The sequence below is a fragment of the Pseudomonas sp. Pseusp16 genome, from assembly GCF_047324915.1.
GTDB lineage: Bacteria > Pseudomonadota > Gammaproteobacteria > Pseudomonadales > Pseudomonadaceae > Aquipseudomonas > Aquipseudomonas fluorescens_CD.
Genome location: NZ_CP168522.1, coordinates 1,715,363 through 1,730,061 on the forward strand (window position 1 = coordinate 1,715,363; position 14,699 = coordinate 1,730,061).

12 protein-coding genes are annotated in these 14,699 nt (G+C 58.7%); 3 read left to right on the forward strand and 9 right to left on the reverse strand.

All coding sequences use genetic code 11. The features are described from left to right. Positions 1-113 precede the first annotated feature (113 nt). Positions 114-527, reverse strand: a complete 414-nt coding sequence (locus ACEN8Q_RS07530; RefSeq protein WP_413422769.1) for an AprI/Inh family metalloprotease inhibitor — start codon at positions 525-527, stop codon at positions 114-116. A gap of 81 nt (positions 528-608) precedes the next feature. Further along, positions 609-2,066: a serralysin family metalloprotease gene (locus ACEN8Q_RS07535; RefSeq protein ID WP_413704879.1), complete on the reverse strand. Its 1,458-nt coding sequence runs from the start codon at positions 2,064-2,066 to the stop codon at positions 609-611. A 573-nt stretch (positions 2,067-2,639) separates the two neighbouring features. Between ACEN8Q_RS07535 and ACEN8Q_RS07540 the strand changes: the two genes are divergently transcribed. Then, positions 2,640-3,317, forward strand: coding sequence for an MliC family protein (locus ACEN8Q_RS07540; protein WP_413422773.1), 678 nt, complete (start codon positions 2,640-2,642; stop codon positions 3,315-3,317). Between the two features lie 45 nt (positions 3,318-3,362). On the opposite strand, the gene ACEN8Q_RS07545 is transcribed toward ACEN8Q_RS07540, so the two are convergent. The 4 genes from ACEN8Q_RS07545 to ACEN8Q_RS07560 all read right to left on the reverse strand — a co-directional run bounded on the left by ACEN8Q_RS07545 (position 3,363) and on the right by ACEN8Q_RS07560 (position 7,177). Next, entirely contained in the window at positions 3,363-4,448 is a 1,086-nt protein-coding gene (locus ACEN8Q_RS07545) for a polyamine ABC transporter substrate-binding protein (protein WP_413422775.1), read from the reverse strand. A 71-nt stretch (positions 4,449-4,519) separates the two neighbouring features. Next, positions 4,520-4,861 carry a cupin domain-containing protein gene (locus ACEN8Q_RS07550; protein ID WP_413704880.1) on the reverse strand — a complete coding sequence of 114 codons (342 nt, stop codon included), beginning with the start codon at positions 4,859-4,861 and terminating at the stop codon, positions 4,520-4,522. Positions 4,862-4,904: 43 nt separating this feature from the next. Next, on the reverse strand, positions 4,905-6,311 hold the full coding sequence (locus ACEN8Q_RS07555) for an NAD(P)/FAD-dependent oxidoreductase (RefSeq protein ID WP_413704881.1): 1,407 nt from the start codon (positions 6,309-6,311) through the stop codon (positions 4,905-4,907). Positions 6,312-6,361: 50 nt separating this feature from the next. After that, on the reverse strand, positions 6,362-7,177 hold the full coding sequence (locus tag ACEN8Q_RS07560) for a helix-turn-helix domain-containing protein (protein WP_413704882.1): 816 nt from the start codon (positions 7,175-7,177) through the stop codon (positions 6,362-6,364). Between the two features lie 264 nt (positions 7,178-7,441). On the opposite strand from ACEN8Q_RS07560, the gene ACEN8Q_RS07565 reads away from it, so the two are divergent. Beyond that, positions 7,442-7,714, forward strand: coding sequence for a DUF1652 domain-containing protein (locus ACEN8Q_RS07565; RefSeq protein WP_413704883.1), 273 nt, complete (start codon positions 7,442-7,444; stop codon positions 7,712-7,714). A gap of 177 nt (positions 7,715-7,891) precedes the next feature. On the opposite strand, the gene ACEN8Q_RS07570 is transcribed toward ACEN8Q_RS07565, so the two are convergent. Beyond that, positions 7,892-10,366: a UvrD-helicase domain-containing protein gene (locus ACEN8Q_RS07570; RefSeq protein ID WP_413704884.1), complete on the reverse strand. Its 2,475-nt coding sequence runs from the start codon at positions 10,364-10,366 to the stop codon at positions 7,892-7,894. A gap of 279 nt (positions 10,367-10,645) precedes the next feature. Here ACEN8Q_RS07570 and ACEN8Q_RS07575 point away from each other — a divergent pair, with 279 nt between their 5' ends. Beyond that, positions 10,646-11,341 carry a pirin family protein gene (locus ACEN8Q_RS07575; protein WP_413704885.1) on the forward strand — a complete coding sequence of 232 codons (696 nt, stop codon included), beginning with the start codon at positions 10,646-10,648 and terminating at the stop codon, positions 11,339-11,341. Positions 11,342-11,503: 162 nt separating this feature from the next. Here ACEN8Q_RS07575 and pgm read toward each other — a convergent pair whose 3' ends face one another. Next, positions 11,504-13,150 carry a phosphoglucomutase (alpha-D-glucose-1,6-bisphosphate-dependent) gene (gene pgm, locus ACEN8Q_RS07580; protein ID WP_413704886.1) on the reverse strand — a complete coding sequence of 549 codons (1,647 nt, stop codon included), beginning with the start codon at positions 13,148-13,150 and terminating at the stop codon, positions 11,504-11,506. 109 nt (positions 13,151-13,259) lie between these two features. Further along, a complete protein-coding gene (locus ACEN8Q_RS07585) occupies positions 13,260-14,660 on the reverse strand; it encodes a PLP-dependent aminotransferase family protein (RefSeq protein WP_413704887.1) in 1,401 nt (466 codons plus the stop codon). Positions 14,661-14,699: the final 39 nt, after the last annotated feature.

Consider the following 14,699-nt stretch of genomic DNA (forward strand, 5'->3'; position numbering starts at 1 on the left):
AGTTAACTGTCCACACACGGTCGAGACATTGTTTGCCCGTTATCGTTTACAAATAACGAACAATGTTTTGTGATCGATAAAGTGCCGGGGGATTGCGCTGACTGCTTTTGCGGCTATCGCGTCGACCGCTTGAGGGTAATGGTCTGCCCTGACTGCAAAGTGCCTTGATAAAGCCCTTCGAACTGGCGGCTGAAGAACAGGATTTTTGAGCCTTCCCTGCCGGTGATTGCAATGCCGTCCGGTTCAGGAAACCAGCCGATTGCCTGCTCCCCAAGCCAGGCGGTAAAGCAGTCCGCGCCGGCGCCCAGGGTCTGGTTTGGCTGAAGCTCGATCAAGCAATCATTCGACGCAACGAACGGTGATTTGTCCGTGTCTTGTGCGGCATTCAACGTGGCCAGCCAATTGCCAGCCAACTCCGACGGATCCGCCAGTTTCAGACTGCTTGCCATGGTTGCATCTCCAGTAGAAATCATCAGCGCTGCCAGAAGCCACGCGCTTGCCTTGCGGGAAAAGACGCTGTGCGTCATAGGTTTTTGTACTCCGGGCCGCAACCCTGCTTACGGTAAGAGAGCGGCGCATCGAGCGCCGCCCTCCTTGTTCACCTCACATCAAGCCACGATGTCCGAGTACGCCGCCTGGCCCACGGTACTGACCAGGAAATGAGCCACGCCATGCCCGGAGAAGTCGACCGACAACAAACTGTTGCCGCCCGAGGTGCTGAGCACCGCATCGCCCACCGCCCCGGTGAAGGCGCTGACAAAGTGCAGGCCCGCGCCGCTGGTGATGCCGGTCAGGTCGATCTTGTCCAGACCGCTGACAAAGTCGAGGATCTGGTCGACCGTACCAGGCCTGGAGTCACTGCTGGCCGCAAACACGAAGGTGTCCGAACCTGCGCCGCCCCACAGTTTGTCCGCGCCGCCAGCGCCGTAAAGGATGTCGTTGCCGGCACCGCCTTTGAGCTCGTTGGACACGTTGTTACCGATCAGCAAGTCGTTGCCCGAACCGCCAATGGCGTTCTCGACGGTGACACCCTTGGCGATGGAGACGTTACCCACCAGGCCGCCGACGTCCGAGAACGACGTTTCATTGAGGTTGATCTTCTGGTTCTGGGTAAACCCGGAAAAGTCCAGGGTGTCCTTGCCGCCTGCATCCCAGACCGAAAACACCACCTTGTCCGCCGACGAAGACGCGCCAAGGAAGTCGCGACCGGCGTTGGAGTTGAAACCGTAGGTAGTGTCGCCGGTGCGAGTGGTGGTGTTGGCACCGTAGAGCTGCTGGATGGCAGCGATATCGTCAATCAGCGGGCCGGACGCGTAGGCTTCGACGCCGCCCTTGCTGAAGTTCTGACTGGTGTTGCTTTCACTCCAGTAGCTCATGACGCTGTAGCCGCGGGTGTCTTGCCCGTAGGACGCGTCATTGTAGGTCGGTGCACCCTCGCCGGCGTTGTAGTCGCCGGGGTGGGCCAGGCCCAGGGAGTGGCCGATTTCGTGGGTCAGGGTTTGCCGGCCATAGTTGTTCAGGTCCGGGGTCTTGTTGGGCGTGTAACTGTTGTTGATCAGGTACCAGGAAGTCCCGTCGTAACCGGCCCCGGTACCAGGCAGGTAGGCAAACGCAGCCGCGCCGTCCTGACCGCCGCTGTAGTTGCCGAAGGTCATGTGGCCATCGCCGCCGCTGGCCTTATCTGTGAAGGTAACATTGGCCACGTCGGCCCAGGATTGCATGGCAAGCACGGCCTGGGCTTTCTGCTGCGCGCTGAACTGACTGAACCCGGTAATCCCGTGTTTGTACATCGTGCTGGACGATGCCGAAGTCAGGAAGGTATAGGTCAGCTCTATTTTGCCGCTACCATCCTTGTCCTGGTAAGCAGCGCCGTCGCGCAGCAATTGGTTGGCTGCCTGATCGACGGAGAACGACGGTTTGCCATTGACCGTGAGGTTGCCGCCCCGATCATACTGATGGCTGAAACTATTGATCTGATTAAATGCAGAACTGCTTGCCGCCAATGCTGACAGTGGCAACAGCACCTGTTCGGCGGAATCAATAGCGTGATCTTTTACTTTCGACATAAACACACTTCCTTGTTTAGCTATGGAACAGTTTTTTGTCAGATAGCGACGATCCCTGGCGAGATCGTCCTATCACTCGCCCATTGAAGGCGTAGGAAAACTGACACAATTAGAAATCAAACGTCCACTACTTTTTTGACGTCAAATTTGTGCATTCAGGAATGTGCCCGTAAACAGTGGGTTTACTGAGAAAGTATCGAGTTGAAAAATATTAGACGGGAGTTATTGTCGGACAATCGACAATTTAATTATTAAATATAGGTAAGTTTCCGGGCACTCGAATCGTCCGACTATTTATGTTTAATCCGTTAAACATTCCAATGAGGTGATCACCTCTGAATACCGGGTTATCGTTCTTCGCGAGCAGGCAACGAATGACCATCAGGCAATAACCATTTCAGCTCCGCAAAGGCTGCACAACCGGCGTTGTCGCCCCACTGGAACCCTCCCCGGTGTGGCAGGTTTTGCACACTGCCTTAAACTGCGATACAGCCCATGAACGAATGACGGTGCAAGGGTTCGATGGATTGCCTTACACCACGGGCCTCACGAAATGATCCGGGTGAAGCCGACATGAAAATGGTCACGCCACTTCTGGTCTCTGTGCTCGCCGTCAGCGCGTGCGTGACGGCGAGCCTGTGTGACGCCGCCACAAAGACAAAGGCCAAGCCAAAGCCCTTGCCAACGTACAAAACCAGTTTCGATTGCGCCAACCCCCAGGCATCCGCCGAAAAACTTGTCTGTCACGACGCGCAACTGGCGCGCATGGACCTGGAACTCGATCGTCTTTATCTCCTGGCGCTCACCGATGACCATTCAGTGCCGCGCCCGGATAAAGTCGAGATTGATCAGCGGTTCTGGATGGAGTCCCGTAACCAGTGTGGTGGCGGGACTCAAGCCAAGGCGTGCGTCATCCGAAGTTATGCCGAGCGTGCGTTCCAGCTGCGCCAGGGCTCGGCCATTGCGAGAACCAAGGACCCAAGCAGGCTCACGGAAGGCCCGGTGGCTTATCGTTGCGCAGGGTTTAACGCATTGGTTGCTGCGACCTTCTTTACGGTCGAACCGGGCGTTGTGTTCCTGAAATGGGCGAACACCTCCATCACCCTGAACCAGGTGCCGAGCCATTCCGGAACCCAGTACACGGGCAAGGATTACAAAGGCAACTACAGCTTCTGGCAAATCGACAATGACGTGTTTTTGCAGATTCCCGGCTCAGGCCAGATGAGTTGTGCAGCCGAGCCGGTCAGTTGATGACGATGGCATCGGGACGTCCGGTCCCGATGTCCGCTCAACGCTTCAGCTGCCGGTACGGATCTTGTTCCAGACCCGGGTACGCACCCGGTCGATGTTCAGTGGCATCGCTTCCAGCGCAAACAGCTTGCCCATCATTTCAGGACTTGGGTAAACCTTGGTGTCGTTCTTGATCGCAGGGTCGATCAGGCTGTCGGCTTTCTCGTTGCCATTGGCGTAATGCACGTAGTTGCTGACGCTGGCCATGACGTCCGGGCGCAGCAGGTAGTCCATGAAGGCGTAGCCAGCCTTGTCGTCCGGGGCGTCGGCCGGCATCGCGACCATATCGAACCAGATCGCTGCGCCTTCCTTGGGAATCGAGTAGCCGATGTCGATTCCATTGTTGGCTTCCCTGGCGCGGTTTTCCGCTTGCAGGATGTCGCCGGAGAAACCGACCGCGACGCAGATGTCGCCATTGGCCAGGTCACTGGTGTACTTGGACGAGTGGAAATAGCTGACATATGGCCGCACTTTCATCAGCAGCGCTTCGGCCTTTTTGTAGTCTTCCGGGTTCTTGCTGTGATGCGGCAAACCGAGGTAGTTCAACGCGGCCGGCAGCAGTTCGGGGCCGTTGTCGAGGATGGCCACGCCGCACTTCTGCAACTTCTGCATGTTCTCGGGCTTGAAGATCAGGTCCCAGGAATCCACCGGGGCGTTGTCGCCCAGCACCGCTTTGACCTTGGCAATGTTGTAGCCGATGCCGGTGCTGCCCCACAGATACGGGAAGCCGTGCTCGTTGCCCGGGTCGTTGGTCTGCAATGCCTTGAGCAATACCGGGTTGAGGTTCTTCCAGTTCGGCAACTGACTCTTGTCGAGCTTCTTCAGTGCGCCGCCTTCAATCTGCCGCGCCATGAAGTGGTTGGACGGAAACACCACGTCGTACCCGGATTTACCGGTCATCAGCTTGCCATCGAGGGTTTCGTTGCTGTCGTAGACGTCGTAGGTGAAGCCGATGCCGGTTTCTTTCTGGAAATTTTTCGTGGTGTCTGGCGCGATGTAATCCGACCAGTTGTAGATTTTGACGGTTTCGGCGGCCTGGCTGATGGATGCAACCAGCATCAGCGGAGCCAGAGTCAGGGTCTTTCGGATCATGAGTCGATTCCTGTAGAGGTTGTTGTTATTGGCAGGCAATCAAAAGATCAGCTTTCAAATTTCAAAAGCATTCAAAAAATCAAAACGTAGGTCTTGCGCACGGTTTCCTGGATGTCCCAGATACCGAGGCTATTGGCTGGCAGCATCAGCGCGTCGCCGGCCTCGATGTGCATCGGTTCGCCGCCGTCGGGTGTGAAGGTGCAGCGGCCCTGGATGAAGTGACAAAATTCCTGGGCGACGATCTGCCGCCGCCAGCGCCCGGGCGTGCATTCCCAGACACCGGTCTCGACGCCATCGTCGCGTTCGACGCTGGTGGTCGAAGCCACGGCCACTGGAGTCCCCAGGGGCACGGCGACCGGGTTGGACTCTTGCAGTTTCAGGGTTGCGGTGTTCTTGAATTGTGTGATGCTCATGGGAATACCTGTCGATGTAGCCTGTAGATGAAGAGCGCGCCGCTCAGTGCATGAAACCTTCCATGAAACCGGCAACCCCGCTGGCCAGCTTGCGCCGCCAAGGTGCAGTGGCCGGGTTGGCCAGGGTCTGGTCCTCATGGACAAAGCTGCGGATGATTGCGTTGTAGCCGAGCCAGCGGATGGGTTCCGGCTCCCAGGCCCTGAGCGCGTCCAGGCCTCGCTGCGGGATGACCCACGGTTGGCGTACCAGATCGGTGTCGCGCCCCAGGATCAGGTCGGCCAGCGTCCGTCCTCCCAGGTTGCTGGCGCCGACGCCCTCCCCGCCATAGCCGCCCGACAAGGCGATGCCGTTGACCCGGTCGCAGAGCATGTGCGGCTTGAAGTGCCGGGACATGCCCAGGTTGCCGCCCCAGGAATGGGTGATCTGCACGTTCTTCAACTGCGGGAACAACTCGCCGAACAGATAGCGCCGCAGCTCTTTTTCATCCGTGGTCAGGTCGAAGTCGTGGCGAAGCTTGCCGGCGAACTGATAGCCGCCCCGGGCGCCAAAGATCAAACGGTTGTCAGCGGTACGCTGGCCATAGGTGACCTGGCGACTGGCCTCGCTGAACGCCTGGCCGCGGCTCAGGCCGATTTCGTCCCAGGTGGCCGCAGACAACGGCTCGGTCGCGACAATCAGGCTCTGCACCGGCATCTGATAACGCCCCAATGGCGGCAAGGTGACGGAGTAGCCTTCTACCGCCGGCACTATCCAGCGGCTGCGCACCGAGGCTTTCGCCGTGCGCAGGCTACCGGACTGCCAATGGGTGACCGGGCTGTTTTCGTAAATGTTGACCCCCAGCCGCTCAACGGCCCGGGCCAACCCGCGAACCAGCCTGGCTGGGTGGATGGTCGCAACGTGCGGTGCGTAGATACCGCCATAGGGTTTGGCGACGCGGATCTGTTGCACCAGTTGTTCCGGGCTCAGCCAGCGATAGTGGCTGTCGTCGAGGCCCTGGCGGTGAAGATCGTCCAGGTAGCGGCGAAGGCTAGCCTCCTGCTCCGGATAGCGCGCCGCGCAATACAGCACCCCGCCTTTACGGTAATCGCAGTCGATGCCCTCGCGTTTGAGGACAATCTCCACTTCATCCGGAATGCTGTGCAGCAAATCGTAGGAAGCGCGGCGCTCTTCGACCGCAAGATCGGCCAGCAGGCGATCTTCACCCAGCAAATTGCCCATCAGCCAGCCGCCATTGCGCCCCGACGCGCCGAAACCGGCGGTTTGCGCTTCGACGATGGCAATGTTCAGTTCAGGTTTCTGCCGCTTGAGGTAGTACGCAGTCCAGAGGCCGGTGTAGCCCGCGCCGATGATTGCCACGTCCACATCCAGATCCCGCTCCAGCGCCGGACGCGCCAATAGCGGCTCGTCGAGCTGGTCCATCCACAAACTGATAGTGCGCCACGCCGGCATGCAAGACTCCGCCACTCAAACTTCGATGACGGCGATCCTAGTGCGTGGGCTCAGGGGCTGTCTTGCGCGCGTGCACGCAAAGAAATTTGTTTGACGTAGGCCTTGGGTGACTGGCCGGTGTGCTGGCGGAAACAGCTGTAGAACGCCGACAGCGAATTGAATCCGGCAGCGAAGGCCAGCTCATCGATACGCAGTGGCGGAGTGGCGGCATCCAGCGCAGCAAGCAAATGTTGCAGGCGCGCCTGGTTGACGTAGCGGTAGAAGCTCTGGCCCAGCACCTGATTCAACAGATAGGAAATCTGGTTGCGGCTATACCCGCACTCCTTCGCCACCCGTTGCAGATCGAGCTCCGGGTCAAGGTACGGCTGTTGGCGCTGGAAATATTGCTGCAGGTCATCAGCCATGAAGCTCAATTGGCGAGGTGACAGGCCGAGTCGACTGACCGCCGGGCGCTGGTTGCCGGAAGTCTTGCTGCCGGGTTGTTCGTGCACCAGTGAAGCATATTCATTGACCCGCCAGATCAACCCGTCCCTGACGGTGATCGCTTCGCTGGCGCGAAACGACACCAGTCCTTCACCACCGCGCAAGGTGATTCGGTATTGAATGAACGCGGTATTGCCGTCCAGACGAATGCGGTCGGAGTGCTCCAGTGCTTCATCCGGATCCCGGGGCATGCTGCTGCGCACGTATTCGCGCAGTTCGGCCAGGCCCATGACCCGGTTCTGGAAAAAGTCGTTGTACTGGACTTCGGGGTGATAAAGCGCCATGACGCCATCCAGATCCCGGTGCTTCCAGCGCAAGTGATAGCGCATGACCGTCTCGCCCGTGGCCTGGGTTTGCAACGGGCCATCATCATCGGCGTGCATTGGATGTCTCGACGGGAAAAAACCGAGCTTGCCCAACTTCCTCTATGTCTTCAACGACTAAACAGAGGATGGCGGGTACCCGCCAATGGCGAACAAGACTGAGCTGAATCAAAACAATGGCAGCAATCGCCAAACGAACTGAAAAATCCACATTTATTTCACATCCGGATGCTACTTTTAAAAACTGCCACTGGTTGAACCAATGAAGGTTCTCCCCCCTACCATGAGCTAAAGGAAGCGCTCGAAAATGAAGGCGGGCAACACATGAATAGAGGGTTCAGTAAAGTCACGTTTCCAAACGCCTGCCAGCTGATGCGCTGGCATTTTCATCCCATGGGTTTCGAGGCGAGCATGGACGCGCCGGGCAGTATGATTGCCCGTCTTTTTGACCGTGCCACTGGCGAGACCATGATCGCCATTGCCGGTATTCCATGCGCCACCGTCATGAATGCCGCGGATGTAGAACGAATAATCGAAGCAGTAGAAGATGAGCTTGAAACCTTCACCCCACCGGAGGCCTTCAGGAGTTACGCCTGAAGGCTCGGTTGTTGAAAGGCCCACTTTATGTGGGCTTTTTGTTGAACGCTGTACCTGTACCTGTACCTGTAGGAGCGAGCTTGCTCGCGATGGACTCAAGGGCGCTGCGTTTAGTCAGTAAACACGCGGCATCGTTAACGACCATCGCGAGCAAGCTCGCTCCTACACCTACAGAAGTCAGGCGGTGATTTGGCTTTTACGCTGGTCGGCAAAAAACGCTTTGCCCTTGCCGATCCGGTCGGATGCCTTGGGCAGGTTCGCGGCCTGGGAGTCCTGCGCATCAACGTACCAGTAGCAATGGCTGACAGCGCGGGTGATACCCACATACGCCAGCCGCAGGATCTCGTCCTTCTGGGCGTTGTCGTAGGGTTCACTGTCACCGGCCTTGCCCAGGCCCGCCATCCGGTAGACCTGATTTTTGTAGGGCGAACTGGTGAGGTGCTGGCAGTCGCCGAGCAAAAACACCGCATCGGCCTGGAGGCCCTTGGCGCTGTGATACGTCAGTTGCTTGAGCCTGCGCGCCTCATGCGGCAACCTCGAATCAACATTAACTACAGACTGAATATGTTCTTCTATCAATAACTTATCGCTGCTTTTTCGATAAAGCATCAAGATTGAATCGCCCTTTCGATAATGCTCCATCAGGCGTTGGGCCATGCCTTGGTCATCGCGATCGAGGACGTTCACTGGCAACAAGGCCTTGGGTTCACCGCTGGCCTTGGCTTTCTTGCCGGCAATCGCCGGTGCCGCGCGCACGATGTGCTCGGCGGCATCAATGATGTGCTGATGGCTGCGATAGTTGTCGCTGAGCATGACCTTGGTGGTACTTGGCGACGGGAACTCCTTGTTGAACTCCATGAAGTAGGTCGGCGAACTGCCGCGCCAACCGTAGATGGACTGCCAGTCATCGCCCACACAGAGCAGCGAGGAACGCTGGGCTGCGCGTCCGACGTGCATGGCCGGTCCGCGACTGCGGATCTCTGCCAGGCTGGCCCTGATCCAGGAGACGATCTGCGGCGAGACGTCCTGAAATTCGTCGATCATCAGGTGTGACAACGGTCGCAGCAGCTCATCGCCGAGCAGTTTGAGATTCTCCGGCGAATGCTCGCTGAACAGGGCAAACATCCGGTTGTAGGTCATGATCGGCGGTTTCTGATCAAGCAAATGATCTTCCAGCGCTCGCCAGTAAAGGCTCAAGGCCTCGAAGAAGAACCGGTCGGGATCGTCCTTGGCGAAACTCATCCGGGCCACGGCGTCCGGCACATCCAGCCCGAGGTTCTCGATGAACCCGGCGGCAGCGACAAAGCAATCCAGCAGCGGTGCAGAGGCGAGCTCGCCCTTGACCTTGTAATCGAAGCCCGGTCCGGCGCTGGCATCGCCGGCAAGCGAGGCTAAAACACGTTTTGACGATTCGTAACTATCTATCCATATCAATGGCTTACGACAGAAAGCTTGAAACAGGGTGCGCTTTACTGCCCACTCTGCGCGCACCGACAGCTTGGCGTTTGGTCGCGTGACCTGCGGGTTTTCCCGAGGATCGAACCCCAGTACAACCCACGCATCCAGAGTCGGGATGTAGCCGTGACAATGGAATTTTGAACCGTTGATATCGAACGACTGACGTTTCGGTTCGATCCCCTTGATGGGCCAGGCACCGGCGCGAAACCACAGGTCTTCAATGGCGTCGCACAGTTCTTCATCGCGCTTGGCCGCCAGTTCGGTGACGCCCATGCGTTTCTGCACATCCGGGTGATCGCGCTCCAGCTCCCTGAGTTGCAAGGCATGCCGGGACAAGGGTTTGATCAACTCGCGAAAACGTTCATTGTCACTGTGCAGGCGGTGATAGCAGGCGTTGAGCTGTTGGCGTTGAGCGTCGTTGATGCGCAAATCGAATGGATTGCTGTCGACCTCCTCGTCCCCCTGCGCTGCCCGCAGGCTGAGGTTTTCGAAGGCCTGCAAACGCTCGAAACCCGGAAGACTGCGCACCATCGGCAGGATCCGAGAGTGGAAGGTGCGCACCAGATCCCGCGCCTCCTTGAAACTGATCGCTCGTCCCCAGAGCGCAAACAGTTCGATCAGCTTGTTGATGAAGTCCTTGCGCGACTCACGGGTGAAGGTCACCACCGTCATCGAGCTCAGCTCGAAGCCAAGATAATGGGTCAGCAGCAGGATACGCAGCACCAGCGTGGTCGACTTGCCTGCGCCGGCACCCGCGATCACCGAAGTGGACGGCGTGTCGCTGAAAATCATTTTCCACTGTGCAGTGCTGGGTTGGGCATGGGCTGGCAACAACCGGGCGACATCAGCCTTCATGCGCTTCTTCAACTCGGCGCTCAACGGCAGGCGCCAATCATCGAACAACAGTTCGTCGACATTCGGTGGTCGGTGTTCAGTGGAGCGCGAGTCGCGGATCAGCAGGACCTGTCGACCCTCCTCCAGCCCTTCGAGCTTGCCTTCCTTATAGCCGTAATCGACCCCGGCACTGTGACCGCTGCGAAAACCGTCGGCCTGGCCATGCAACCACGACACCCGATGCTGTGCGTGCAGGCGGGTCAGGCTGTAACCGAAGAATCGGGCGAGCAATCGCTTGATCAGCGGCATCTCGGCCAAGGGGCGAAGTTCGGGCGGGAGATCGGGGGTGTGTTGCGGCACGCGGACTGACTCCAGGGTGTGAGGCTGTTGAGCGCTATGGTGTCTGCATTTGCCGTCGAGTTCTAGTGAATTGCTTATGACTCATTGGCTTATGCGATGAAGTGAAGGTTGGATGAGAAACTTTCGAGGTTATTTCATATCAATCCATTCGATGGGAATGCAGCATTTTTTACGCTTTTTATCGATTGTTGCCTGTTGGATGATGGCTGTCATCACTCACCGGTCTCGCTTCATGGCCCAGGCGCCTCGCCCCATGACGAACCTTTTCTGGAGACGATCATGCTTGAACTCAGACCTTTCAACTCGCTCGGCGGTGCTCACCACGGCTGGTTGGATGCTCACCACCATTTTTCGTTCGCCGAATACTACGATCCCAAGCGCATGAACTGGGGCAACCTGCGGGTCTGGAATGATGACGTGATCGCTCCCGGCACCGGTTTCCCGCAACACCCGCACCGTGACATGGAAATCATCACCTATGTCCGCGAAGGCGCAATCACCCACCAGGACAACCTTGGCAACAAGGGCCGCACCGAAGCGGGTGACGTCCAGGTCATGAGCGCCGGTACCGGGATTGCCCACAGCGAGTACAACCTGGAAGCGACGCCGACCAGGATTTTCCAGATCTGGATTATCCCGAATGAGTCCGGTCTGGCGCCTTCCTGGGGCGCCAAACCGTTCCCGAAAGGCAACCGCGAAGGTTTTGTCACCCTGGCCAGCGGCAAGGAAGGCGACGATCAAAGCCTGCGTATTCGCGCCGATGCCCGGCTGGTAGCGGCCAACCTGAAGGCCGGCGAAACCGCCGAGTACCACCTGGACAACAGTCGTCGCGCCTACCTGGTACCGGCCACGGGTGTCATTGAGGTCAATGGCTTGCGTGCACAAGCTCGAGACGGTGTAGCCGTTGCCGATGAACCCGTGTTGCGGGTGACTGCCATCGAGGACAGCGAGATCGTTCTGGTGGACCTGGCTTGACCTGCTGAACGCAACAAAAAGGGGCGCATCGAATGCGCCCCTTTTTTTGTGCCCGAACCACCACCCCTTGTAGGAGCGAGCCTGCTTGCGATGGAGTGTCAGTCGACGCCCATGCAGCTGACACACCTTCGCGAGCAAGCCCGCTCCCACAGGGTTATGTCGTTATTTCGCGGAAATGGCACCATCCACCAGCGTTTGCGCCTCTGCCACCAGTTGCTTTAGGTGGTCGTCGCTGACAAAGCTTTCGGCGTAGATCTTGTAGATGTCTTCCGTGCCCGACGGACGCGCAGCGAACCAGCCGTTTTCGGTCATGACCTTGAGGCCGCCAATGGCCTGGTCATTGCCCGGTGCATGGCTGAGGATGCTCTGGATCGGTTCGCCGGCCAATTGGGTCGAGGTGACCTGTTGCGGCGACAGCTTGCTCAACAGCGATTTCTGCTCCGGGTTGGCCTTGGCGTCGACCCGCACCGAGAACGGCTGACCCAGTTCATCGGTCAAGGCACGATACGCCTGGCTCGGGTCGCGACCTGTCCGGGCAGTCATCTCGGCAGCCAGCAAGGCCGGGATCAAACCGTCCTTGTCAGTGCACCAGACGCTGCCGTCCTTGCGCAGGAACGAGGCACCGGCGCTTTCTTCGCCGCCAAAACCCAGGGAACCATCGAACAGGCCATCGGCAAACCATTTGAAGCCAACCGGCACTTCGTACAGGCGGCGACCCAGGCGCCTGGCCACGCGATCGATCAAGCCGCTGCTGACCACGGTTTTGCCCACGGCAGCATCGGCGCGCCATTGCGGGCGATTCTGGAACAGGTAGTCGATGGCAACCGCGAGGTAGTTGTTCGGTGCCAGCAAACCACCGGACGGCGTGACGATGCCATGGCGGTCGTGGTCCGGATCACAGGCAAACGCCACGTCGAAGCGTTCTTTCAGGCCAATCAGGCCTTGCATGGCGTGGCTGGACGATGGGTCCATGCGGATCTGGCCGTCCCAGTCGACGGTCATGAAGCGGAAGGTCGAGTCGACCTCTTTGTTCACCACATCCAGGTCCAGACGGTAATGCTCGGCAATCGCCGACCAGTAGCGCACCCCCGCTCCACCCAGCGGATCGACACCCAGGCGCAACTTGGCATCGCGGATGGCGTCGAAGTCGATCACGTTGATCAGGTCGGCGACATAGGTGTTGAGGTAGTCGTGACGATGGGTGGTGCTGGCCTTCAGTGCCTGCTCGTAGCTGATGCGTTTGACGCCGGCGAGCTTGTTGGCCAGCAGTTCGTTGGCCTTGGCTTCGATCCACTTGGTGATGTGGGTATCGGCCGGGCCGCCGTTGGTTGGGTTGTACTTGTAGCCACCGCTTTGCGGCGGGTTGTGGGACGGCGTGATGACAATGCCGTCCGCCAGGCCGGTGGTGCGACCACGGTTGTAGCAGAGAATCGCATGGGAAATGGCTGGCGTCGGCGTGTACTCGTCGCCAGCGGCGATCATTACGGTCACGCCGTTGGCCGCCAGTACTTCGAGGGCGCTGGCGCCGGCCGGCGTGGACAGCGCATGGGTGTCGATACCGACAAACAGCGGGCCATCGATGCCTTGAGCTTGGCGATACAGGCAGATTGCCTGGCTGATTGCCAGCACGTGCCATTCGTTGAAACTCAAGTCGAACGAGCTGCCGCGGTGCCCGGATGTGCCAAAGGCAACGCGCTGGGTCGAAATCGCCGCATCAGGCTGGCCGGTGTAATAGGCCGTTACCAGTCGCGGGATGTCGACCAACAATTCTGCCGGTGCCGGTTTACCCGCAAAAGGACTGAGTGTCATGCAAAACCTCTGGAATAGAGTGGTTCAGGGATTGGGTCGCAGTTTACTGGCAGTTTGACCGCAACGCGATGGGATCGATCCTACAGAGTGAAGGATGTTATTTCTTGTCTCACTCGATCGATTCCAGACGCAGCGCATCCCCCAACAAGCCGAGTGCGGCCGGCAGATTGTGATCGCCGCCGAACGTATGACTCAAGCGCAAATGCTGCCCGTGCAGACCGTGGAGGCTGAACAGTTCGCCCGGTGCGATGACCACTTGATGCGCCAGCAGGCGCTGGAACACACGCCGTACATTGACCCGACGCAACGAGCGCACCCAGATCGTTGCACCGCCTTGCGGCTCGACGAAATGCAAGGCATCAGCCAGGCGCTCCTGTAACAACAGGGTCATTTGACTCTTGCGTTCCTTGAGTAGCCGTCGCAGCACCAGCAGGTGCTGGTCGATGCGACCGCTGCTGTACAAACGGGCGATGGCTTTCTGGCGAATCGGCGAGAGACGAAAGGAACGCAGCAGAAAGTGCCGTTGCAGCTCAGCGCTCAAATGCCTTGAAAGCAGGTAACCGAAGGGCGCTTCCGCACCGATGGTTTTCTCGAATGTGGAAAACACCATCAGCCGCTCAGGGTCCAGCAAGTCGCGAAAACGCACACCGCCCAAGTCGAACCCGAGTTCGCCATAACAGTCGTTTTCCAGAACCCAACTGTCATGCGCGGCCAAAAGCCGGGCAATGTCTTGTCTGTTTTCGTCAGACGCCAGGCTGCCACGGGGCATGTTCAGGGCCGATGACAGCATCACCAGCCGCACAGGTTCCGTAGCCAGCAGCATTTTGAGCCGTTCCGGATCGAGGCAGCCATCGGCTTGCACGGGCAACTCGATCACCCGCACGCAGGCGGCTTGAAACAAACGCAGGATCGTCCAGTCGCACGGCGATTCGACCACCACGGTGGCATCTTTCAAGCCCAGCACGGCGATCAGGATTTCCATTACACCGCGAAGGTCGGCGCCGACGTACACATCATCGGCGTGCCAGTAACGCATGGGAGACGTGGTGTAGCGTGCTGCCAGGGCGGTGCGCAATTCAAGCTCGCCGCAGGGTTGCGAAGGCGACTGCGGCTGCCGGGGATACTGGCGCAGCAACTCTCGCTCCAGCAGCAACAAAGGACTGTCGAGCGGCTGCAACAACGCCGGTTCATCGGCGCTCAGGACCAGCATCCCCGGGCGCCTGGCGTTGACGTAGACGGCTTCCAGCAGGTCGCTGCCGCTGTCCTGCAGGTTGATTGAGGACACTGGCAGCGCGTAGTAGCCGGACTTGGCCACCGAATAGACGCGTCCTTCTTTCTCCAGCAGCGAGTAGGCGTACTGGATGGTCGAGATCGACACATTGAGGCGCTCCGCCAGATGCCGCAGTGACGGCAGACGGATGGGTGTATCCCCTTCTGACTCGTTGATCAGGCTGGCCAGGTATCGATAAACCGCCTGATAGGCAAAATCCGTTTCTCGTGGACCTTTCATGGTTGAAGGCCGACCGCAGTGGCTGAAAATCCGCCCACG